The organism is Trichlorobacter sp. (genome assembly GCF_030247655.1).
Classification (GTDB): Bacteria; Desulfobacterota; Desulfuromonadia; order Geobacterales; family Pseudopelobacteraceae; genus Trichlorobacter.
In genome coordinates this window covers 1-9,064 of sequence record NZ_JAOTRZ010000111.1, presented here as the reverse complement: position 1 = coordinate 9,064, position 9,064 = coordinate 1, and the positions used below count along the sequence as shown (strand labels likewise).

General features: G+C 53.8%; 7 protein-coding genes. All 7 read left to right on the top strand.

Annotation, left to right across the window (positions count from 1 at the left end; genetic code table 11):
• Window positions 1–73: 73 nt before the first annotated feature.
• Window positions 74–889 (top strand): sterol desaturase family protein, encoded by an 816-nt coding sequence (locus OEL57_RS10455; RefSeq protein WP_300740410.1) that lies wholly within the window; start codon window positions 74–76, stop codon window positions 887–889.
• Window positions 886–1,557 carry a TVP38/TMEM64 family protein gene (locus OEL57_RS10450; protein ID WP_300740409.1) on the top strand — a complete coding sequence of 224 codons (672 nt, stop codon included), beginning with the start codon at window positions 886–888 and terminating at the stop codon, window positions 1,555–1,557. Before OEL57_RS10455 ends, OEL57_RS10450 begins: the two co-directional genes overlap by 4 nt.
• Window positions 1,558–1,678: 121 nt before the next feature.
• The gene (locus OEL57_RS10445; protein ID WP_300740405.1) at window positions 1,679–2,968 is read left to right on the top strand and encodes a double-cubane-cluster-containing anaerobic reductase; all 1,290 of its coding nucleotides are present in this window, start codon (window positions 1,679–1,681) and stop codon (window positions 2,966–2,968) included.
• Window positions 2,969–2,970: 2 nt separating this feature from the next.
• Entirely contained in the window at window positions 2,971–3,744 is a 774-nt protein-coding gene (locus tag OEL57_RS10440; RefSeq protein WP_300740403.1) for an acyl-CoA dehydratase activase, read from the top strand.
• Between the two features lie 3 nt (window positions 3,745–3,747).
• Window positions 3,748–6,747, top strand: a complete 3,000-nt coding sequence (locus OEL57_RS10435) for a DUF5714 domain-containing protein (RefSeq protein WP_300740400.1) — start codon at window positions 3,748–3,750, stop codon at window positions 6,745–6,747.
• A gap of 86 nt (window positions 6,748–6,833) precedes the next feature.
• Entirely contained in the window at window positions 6,834–7,790 is a 957-nt protein-coding gene (locus OEL57_RS10430; RefSeq protein ID WP_300740398.1) for a PhnD/SsuA/transferrin family substrate-binding protein, read from the top strand.
• Window positions 7,787–9,064, top strand: a 1,278-nt coding sequence (locus OEL57_RS10425; RefSeq protein WP_300740395.1) for a PAS domain S-box protein, incomplete at its 3' end; no start/stop codon positions are given. The genes OEL57_RS10430 and OEL57_RS10425, both read left to right, overlap by 4 nt.

Genomic DNA, 9,064 nt, shown 5'->3' with positions numbered 1-9,064 from the left:
CCTATAACCGCACCCGCCTGACGCCACTGCTTAAAAAGCTGCCGGCTGGTTGGCTGAAATGGCAGAGACAGTAATGTCATTGCCTGTTTCACCAGATACGCTGCGTCTGGCTGTTTTTATTGGCCTGTTTGTCCTGCTGGCACTGGCCGAGACGGTCTGGCCCAGACGGAAACTCACCGCAGTAAAAGCCAAGCGCTGGCAGGCCAATATCGGTATTATTGTTGTTGATTCACTGGTTGTTCGTCTGCTGTTCCCGGTGGTGCCGGTCTCGCTGGCAGCCACGGCACAATTACACAACTGGGGGCTCTTCAATCTGGTAGGTATCAAGGGATGGCCAGAACTGCTGCTGGGGCTGGTATTGCTGGATCTGATCATCTATCTGCAACATCGCCTGTTTCACCGGATACCGCTGCTCTGGCGTCTACACCGGATGCACCATACGGACCTTGATCTGGATGTTTCAAGCGGCACCCGCTTTCATCCGCTTGAAATTGCTCTATCGCTGTTGATCAAGATGGCTGTGGTGCTACTGTTTGGCATAGCTCCACTGACCGTGCTGTTATTTGAGATACTGCTGAATGCCGCTTCCATGTTCAATCATGCCAATCTGTCCATTCCGTTGTCGATTGATCGCTGGTTGCGTCTGCTTGTCATTACCCCTGATATGCACCGTGTCCATCACTCGGTGATCCCCCGGGAAACCGACAGCAACTTCGGCTTCAGCCAGCCCTGGTGGGATCGCCTGCTGGGAACCTACCGGGATCAACCCAAAGAAGGGCACACCGGTATGACTATCGGGCTGCATGAATACCGTAACCAGAAGGAACTGGGATTCTGGCGCCTGTTGCGTATCCCCTTTGAAACCACCCCTGTTCGGAGAGCACTGTGAATAGCAAAAAAATCATCCTGATCCTTATCAGCCTGGCCACGGTGGCCCTGTTCTTTTACCTTGATCTGGGCCGCTTTCTGACCCTTGAAAGCCTGAAAGCCAATCGGCAACTACTGCTGGCCTTCTATGCAGATCATACCCTGCTGATGGTGGCTGCCTTCATGGCTATCTACATCATCCAAACCGCTCTGGCACTGCCTGGAGCAGTGATTCTCTCGTTATCAGCAGGAGCGGTCTTTGGCCCGTTACTGGGCACCACCTACGCGGTTACTGCCGCCTCCATTGGCGCCACCTTCTCCTTTCTGATTACCCGCTATCTGCTGCGTGAGGCGGTGCTCAACCGCTTTGGCAGCAAGCTGGAAAAAATCAACAAAGAACTTGAAGATCGAGGCATCAACTACCTGTTGTTCTTAAGACTTGTTCCAGTTTTTCCGTTCTTCCTGATCAACCTTGCGGCAGGATTAACCCGCCTGCCCTTACGCACCTTTGTACTGGGCACCTTTTTTGGCATCATTCCTGGCGGTTTTGTCTTTGTCAACGCCGGGGCAAGCCTGGCCACCATTAACAACCTGTCCGACATCGCTTCCCCCCGGGTGCTGGGTTCCTTTGCCCTGCTGGGACTGTTTGCCCTGATACCTGCCCTGTATGCAAAATTCAGATCAGCCTGACCACTGACACTATCGCAAATTACAATCACAACCATCTTTAATATTGATATTATGCATTTGACTTACCGAGCTCTCACTTTTATGTTCGGTCTCCATTATTTCAATTGAGGGAGAACCGTACATGAGCGCATTTGAAGTAAAATCCGATCCACAACTCTGGGAAAAACTGGGCATGGATGTCCCCCGTTTTTCCGGTATGCCGGCCATGCTGACCCAGGCCTATACCAATATCTTCCTCTCTCAGAAGAACCGTCCGGCAAAGATGGCCTATTTTGATGGCATGGTGGAGAACATCCACACCGGGCGCATTCATGAGTTAATGGCTGCCAAGGATGCAGGCAAGCCGGTAATCGGCACCTTCTGCGTCTATATCCCTGAAGAGGTGGTGGTGGCTGCTGGCGGCATTTGTGTTGGTCTGTGCGGTGGTGCCCAGGGTTCCATTGCTGATGCAGAAAAAGTGCTGCCCCGCAATATCTGTCCCATGGTCAAGTCAGCCTTTGGCTTCAAGGTGGGCAAGATCTGCCCTTACTTTCAGGCCGTGGACTTTGTCTATGGCGTAACCACTTGCGATGCCAAGAAAAAGACCTGGGAACTGCTGGACGAATACGTGCCGACCCATGTAATGGAAATTCCTCAGATGAAGCGGGAAAAAGACAAGGCACTCTGGCTGGATGAAGTCAAGGATTTCAAGGCGGCTGTGGACAAGATTACCGGCACAGAAACCGGCTTTGAAGAACTTTCGCAGGCCATTGTCACCATCAACGCCAAACGTAAGGCATTGCAACGGTTAAATAACCTGCGCCACCATAACCCATCACCCATCAGTGGCAAGGATATGCTGTTGATCGAGCAGATCGCCTTCTATGACGAGCCGAACCGTTTTGTGGAACAGGTGCATACCCTCTGTGATGAGCTGGATGAACGGATCAAACAGGGTATTGCGGTTGCTCCAGCCTCCACCCCGCGAATCATGGTGTCCGGCACCCCGATGGCACTGCCTAACTGGAAACTGCACAACATCATTGAAACCTCTGGCGCTGTGGTGGTCAATGAGGAGAGCTGCATCGGTACCCGCTATTACAAGGACCTGATTGATGAAAGCTCAACCACACAGGAACAACAGCTTGAGCGCCTGACTGAACGGTACATGAAGATCGACTGTTCCTGTTTTACCCCCAATACCGAGCGGATTGATCAGGTGCTGAAGGAATATGAAGAGTCCGGCGCTCAGGGGATTATTGATTACTGCCTGCAGTTCTGCCATACCTACAATATTGAGGCGGTTAAACTGCGCAAGGCCTGTGAAGAGCGCGGTATTCCGTTCATGGCAATTGAATCTGATTACTCACCAGATGATGTTGGGCAACTCAAGACCAGGGTTGAGGCGTTTATCGAGCAGATCGGGGGCTAGTAGTGAAGGTAGGAATTGATCTTGGTTCTCGGACGATCAAGGTGGTGGCGCTCAAACAGGGCGCCATTACTTTTCATAGTGTGGTTGAAAGCAGCTTTGAACCTCATCAGCAGGCATTACGGTATCTGGCAGAACACTCACCAACGCGGGCTGTTGCCACCGGCTACGGACGACACCTGGTACAACAACATGCTGAAGTAGATGTCATCACTGAAATAAAGGCCCATGCCATGGGGGCACGTTACTTTTTTCCGGCATGCAGAACCATTCTGGATGTCGGTGGCCAGGATTCAAAGGTAATTGCCCTGAATGAAGCAGGCAAGGTTCAGAACTTTCAGATGAATGACAAATGTGCTGCCGGTACCGGACGTTTTCTGGAGATGATGGCGGTCTCACTGGGGTACAGTATGGCAGAGTTCAGCGCAGCTGCTGCCGCTGTTGAGCAGGCCACCCCGATCAACAGCATGTGTGCGGTGTTTGCTGAGTCAGAGGTGGTATCACTCAAAAACAGCGGCATGCCTCCTGCAGAAATTGCACGTTCTGTGCATCTGGCTGTTGCCAATCGTCTGTCCACCATGGTACGCAAAGTCGGTTTCGGAGATCACCTGGTCTTTTCAGGTGGTGTTGCCAACAACAAGGTCATGGTTGCACTGCTTGAGCAGGAACTGGGGGTGCCGGTGCTGGTGCCTGACCATCCATCCATTGTTGGCGCATTAGGCGCAGCTCTACAGGCAGAACTGCTGCATCATTCTCACGTAATAACTATTCAGGAATAATCAATGACCTTTGATCCATCCCGTTGGACCCGTTTTCATACGGCTGACACCGCAATCTGGCTCTGCCCTGACCGTCCTTCCTGGTTTGTACCGACAACCAGCGGAGACGAGTTGCTGCAACAGCTGGCAGCAGGCAAGAATGATCACTCTCTTGAACATGCGAGCTTTCTGCAACGTCTGCCGGATTATCCCCAGAATCAGTATTCTGGCCGTTCTACATTGTTGGGCAGCACGCCACAATTAAAGGAACTCTGGCTGCATATCACCGACCGTTGCAATCTGTCCTGTAGCCACTGCCTGTTCAGTTCAGGCCCGAATCAGGGACAACAGCTAGCATTATACCAACTGAAGCAGCATGTAGATGATGCGGCAGCCCAAGGCTGTCGTCTGTTTGCCCTGACCGGTGGCGAACCACTGGTGCATCCTGATTTTGCCAACCTGATCAACCATATCCTGACCATACCGGGCAGCCGGATTGCCATCCTGACAAACGGCCTGCTTGTGGCGGACAAACTGAATAAGGATTGGCCCCGTGAGCGGATTCACCTGCAGATCAGCCTGGACGGCCAGCCTGAACACCATGACGGTCTGCGGGGAACGGGCAGCTTCAGTCGTTTGGAACAGCAGCTTGCCTGGCTGGGGCAACAGAGCTGGCGCTTTACCCTGAGTTGTTGTGTCACCAAAGAAAATGCCCGGGACCTGGTCTGGCTGGTTGACTATGCCGCGGATCAAGGGGCGACCACCCTGCACCTGATGTGGCACTTTATTCGTGGCCGGGGCAGTGCAGCACAGCATCTGCAGCCGCTGGAACTGCTGCAGCCGGTGCTTAATGCCCTGCAACGGGCAGATGAACGTGGCATTACCATCGACAACATCGAGAACCTGAAGACACAGATCTTCTCACCGCCCGGCACGATCCACGACGGTTCCAGTGCAGGCTGGGAAGCCGCAGCCATTGGACCGGACAATCAGCTCTACCCCTCAGCAGCCACCATCGGTCTTGCGGAGCTGGCAACGCCACTGGATCAGGGGCTTTTGTCGGCCTGGCAGCAAAGCCGGGTGCTGTCAACTATCAGGAAAACCAGTGTTGTCAGCCTTTCCGATCCCTGGCGTTTTCTGCTGGGCGGTGGCGATCTTGATCATTGCTACCATCATGCAGGCAGTTTTATCGGTACTGATCCCTACCAGCCATTGTTTGAACAGCTGGCTCTGCAGTTGATCAAGCAGGCTGCTGTCAGGCTTCCTGAAGCGGCACTACCCGGCCTGCGCCTCAAGATGGGTGAACTGCTGGTCAGCTGCGGTTCCCACGGCCCGGTGGCGCTCTGCCACACCAACTGTCTGCTATCGCTTGAAGCGCCAACTGACAGCCGCAGTCAGGTGGGCAGCTACTATGCTGATGCTGCTGGAGACAAGCGTCTGGAGATCCTGAATCCGGTTCACTATGACCAGCAGATGATGGTGCATATTCCCCCTGCCTATCGCTTCCGTGGCTACGGCTGCGGCAGTCCGGTGCTGGATGCCAACCTCAAACCAGGTGAGTATATGGTGGATCTGGGCTGTGGCAGCGGTGTGGAATGTTTTATAGCTGCCCGTCTGGTGGGAAAAGAAGGCATGGTCACCGGCATTGATATGCTGGAGCCGATGCTTGATCTGGCTCAACAGGGAGCAGTTGAAGTTCAACAGGCGCTTGGCTACAGAAACTTGCAGTTTTTAAAAGGCTTTCTTGAATCAATCCCTGTTGCTGACAACTCACAGGATTTGGTGGTTTCCAACTGCGTGCTGAACCTGTCTGCTGACAAACGCAGTACCTTTGCAGAAATTCTGCGTATCCTGAAGCCGGGCGGCAGGTTGGTGGCAGCGGATGTGGTCTGCGAGACTGAGCCTGATGCGGCTATCCTGAATGATGAAACCCTGCGGGGCGAATGTATCAGCGGCGCCCTGCCCCAGAAAGACCTGCTGGGTATTCTGGAAGAAACCGGCTTTGTCGGTTTTACGGTCATCAAGCGGTTACCGTACCGGGTGGTTCAGGAACACCCCTTCTACTCACTGACCTTCAGTATCATCAAGCCGGAGACTGTAACCACGTCTGTAACCGTGCTGTATCCCGGCCCGGCAGCAGGTCTGCTAACTGCTTCCGGCATCTGGCTGCGTCCTGGCCAGACCGCTGTCATTCCCCAACCTGATGCTGATCTGCTTGGCGATCAGGTCTGGCATCTGGATAGCCACGGTTTTGTCACCAATGTAACCATTGAGGCTGGCGCCAACTGCGCACTACCGCCGGAAGGGCGCGCCAAAGCATCTACTTCCACTGTTCAACATGACAGCGGTTGCCTGGTCTGCGGTGCACCACTGGTCTACCATGCCACTGAGCAGCAGCAGAGCTGTCATTTCTGCGGCACAACGTTGTCAGCCAACGCCTGCTGTCAGCAGGGGCATTTTGTCTGTGATTCCTGCCATACCGGTGATGCGCTGGAGTTGATTGAACACCTCTGCACGATGTCAGACACCACTGACCCGATCCAGCTGATGCATGAAATCCGTCAGCATCCATCCATGCCGCTCCACGGCCCCCAGTACCATGCCCTGGTGCCAGGGGTTTTGCTGTCTTGTCTGCGCAGTGCCGGGCATCCGGTTATGGCAGAACAGCTGCATGCCGCGATCCAGCGTGGTGGTGAAGTCAGTGGCGGTAGTTGCGGCTTCATGGGGATCTGCGGTGCCGCCACCGGCATCGGTATCGGCTTCAGTGTTCTGCTGGAGGCAACGCCGCTTAAGGCTACCGCCCGTCAGACCGTCCAAGGGGTAGTCCAGCAGGTGCTGTCCGAGATAGCAGGCTATGAGGCAGCCCGCTGCTGCCAGCGTGATTGCTGGATCGCCCTGCGAACAGGAATGCGGCTTGCTGCAGAGCTGTGGCAGCTTGACCTGCCAGCGATAGAGCCATTTGCCTGTTCCCAGATGGCCCGAAACAAAGAGTGTCTGGGAATTGACTGCCCACTCTGGCCCTGATAATTACGGAGATCATACGTTACATTGCTTGACACACCGTTGACCTGCGGTACTCTTTATACGGTAACAGATAAGGAGCAGACCTCATGACGACATCTGCTATGCCCGATACCGTTGCACGAGTTCCCTGGTTTCCATCAGTCTTCTTCGGACTTATGGTATTTTTTACAGCCCTGTTGCTGGTGGGCTGTAATCGTCAACCCGCTGAAAAGCCGTTGCAGTACAGCAAAACACCTGCTGCTGCCTCTCTGCCGGTCTACCGCTTTGCAGTCCACCCCCTGCACAACCCGGCAAAACTTGCTGAAGCCTATCAGCCACTGATCGATCAGATTAATTCCCAGATCCCGGAAGCACGCTTTGAACTTGAAGCCTCACGGGATTATCAGGCCTATGAAGAAAAATTCCGCAGCGGAAGTCCTGAATTCCTGTTACCCAACCCCTGGCAGACACTTGAGGCAATGAAATCCGGCTATCAGGTGATTGCCATGGCTGGCGACGCAGAAGACTTCAAGGGGATCTTTATTGCCCGTAAAGACAGTAACATCAAAAAACCGGCGGATCTCAAGGGCAAAACGGTTAGTTATCCTTCCCACACGGCTCTGGCAGCCTGCATTATGCCGCAGTTTTTCCTGCACCGTCATGGCATTAACGTTAACCGGGATATTACCAACATCTATGTGGGATCTCAGGAATCATCCATCATGAGCGCCTATTTAGGACAATCTGCTGTTGGTGTCACCTGGCCGGTTCCCTGGCGGCTGTTCCAGCAGGACCATCCCAAGGAAGCCGCACAGCTTCATCTGCTCTGGGAGACCCCCCATCTCCTGAATAACTCGGTAATGGCTCGTACTACGGTGCCACCGGCTATCAGCCAGCAGGTTAGAAGAGTGCTGCTTGAGCTGTCTCAATCGGCAGAAGGACGCACAATTCTAAGCGCCATGGCCACCGCTCAATTCCATGCCGCTGATAACGCCAGTTATCAAAAGGTACTGGACTATGTGGCTGCCTTTGAAAAACAGGTACGCCCTGTGGAGAAAAAATGATGTCCGAGAGGCTGGCATGGCTGCTTCTAGGCACACTACGGCGCCGTATGATTGTTGGCATGACACTGATAATGGCCATCTTGATGACGCTGTTTGTGCTGGAAATGACCCGACGTCAGGAGGCAGCCGCCTTAAAGCAGCATGTCTCGCAAGCAACCTCCCTGGTCCAGAGCATCTCCGCATCATCATCGGTCTGGGTTGCCTCCCGTGATTACAGTGGACTACAGGAAATCATAAACGGCCTTAGCCGCTATCCTGATCTTGCCCATGCCATGGTGCTGGATTCCCGTGGTCAGGTATTGGCCCACAACGAACAGAGCCGGATCGGCCTTTATCTGACTGATCTCCCTAAGGATGCAGACTTTCAGATCCTGCAGAAAAGCCATCATATGGTGGATGTCAGCAATCCTATCCTGCTCGGTGAAAAAACAATCGGCTGGGTGCGGATAGGATTATGTGGCAAAATCCTTGATGCTGATATTGCAGATATTCGCCAGAATGGCTTGTACCTTGCTCTGGTTGCAATTCTGCTGGTTTCCCTGTTTGCTACGGTTACCGCCAGCTATCTGACCCGTCGGCTTGACCTGATTCAAGAGGTGGTTGATCAGGTTGAGACAGGTAACCCGGATGTGCGTGTGCAGCTTACCGGCAATGATGAGGCAAGCAGGCTTGGTTGTGCAATAAATGCCATGCTTGATACATTAAAACAGCGTGAAGACGCTCTACGACAGACCGAACAGCGGTTTCGCTCAATGATAGAAAATGCTGGAGACGCTATTTATATCCACGATCACAGTGGCAAGATACTAAGCGTCAATCAGGTCTGCTGTTGTCAAACAGGCTATACGCTTGATGAACTGCTGACGCTTAACGTGTCTCTGTTGGACAACCAGTTCAACCCGCAGGCATTAGAGCAGACCTGGAGTCTGGCAAAGACCGACCCTGCCCGGTTTCCCCTGACCCTGCAAACCGTCCACCGACGCAAGGACGGCAGCTGCTTTCCGGCAGAAGTACGCCTTAGCCTGCTTCCCACCGGGGATGATTTCCTGTTTGTAGGGATGGTACGTGATATCACTGAGCGCAAGCGTGCCGAAGATGAACTATTGCGTTCCATGGCAGCTGCCGAGACAGCCAACACCACCAAGAGCGAATTTCTGGCAAACATGAGCCACGAGATCCGCACGCCAATGAACGCCATCATCGGCCTCACCCACCTGCTGCGGCGCGGCGCGCCGACGCCGGAGCAGACGGAGAAGCTCGACAAGATCGACGCC

Excerpts from the sequence above, each read along its gene's own strand:
- OEL57_RS10455 (WP_300740410.1), top strand. The coding sequence starts at position 74 with ATGTCATTGCCTGTTTCACCAGATACGCTGCGTCTGGCTGTTTTTATT.
- OEL57_RS10445 (WP_300740405.1), top strand. The coding sequence starts at position 1,679 with ATGAGCGCATTTGAAGTAAAATCCGATCCACAACTCTGGGAAAAACTG.
- OEL57_RS10435 (WP_300740400.1), top strand. The coding sequence starts at position 3,748 with ATGACCTTTGATCCATCCCGTTGGACCCGTTTTCATACGGCTGACACC.
- OEL57_RS10430 (WP_300740398.1), top strand. The coding sequence starts at position 6,834 with ATGACGACATCTGCTATGCCCGATACCGTTGCACGAGTTCCCTGGTTT.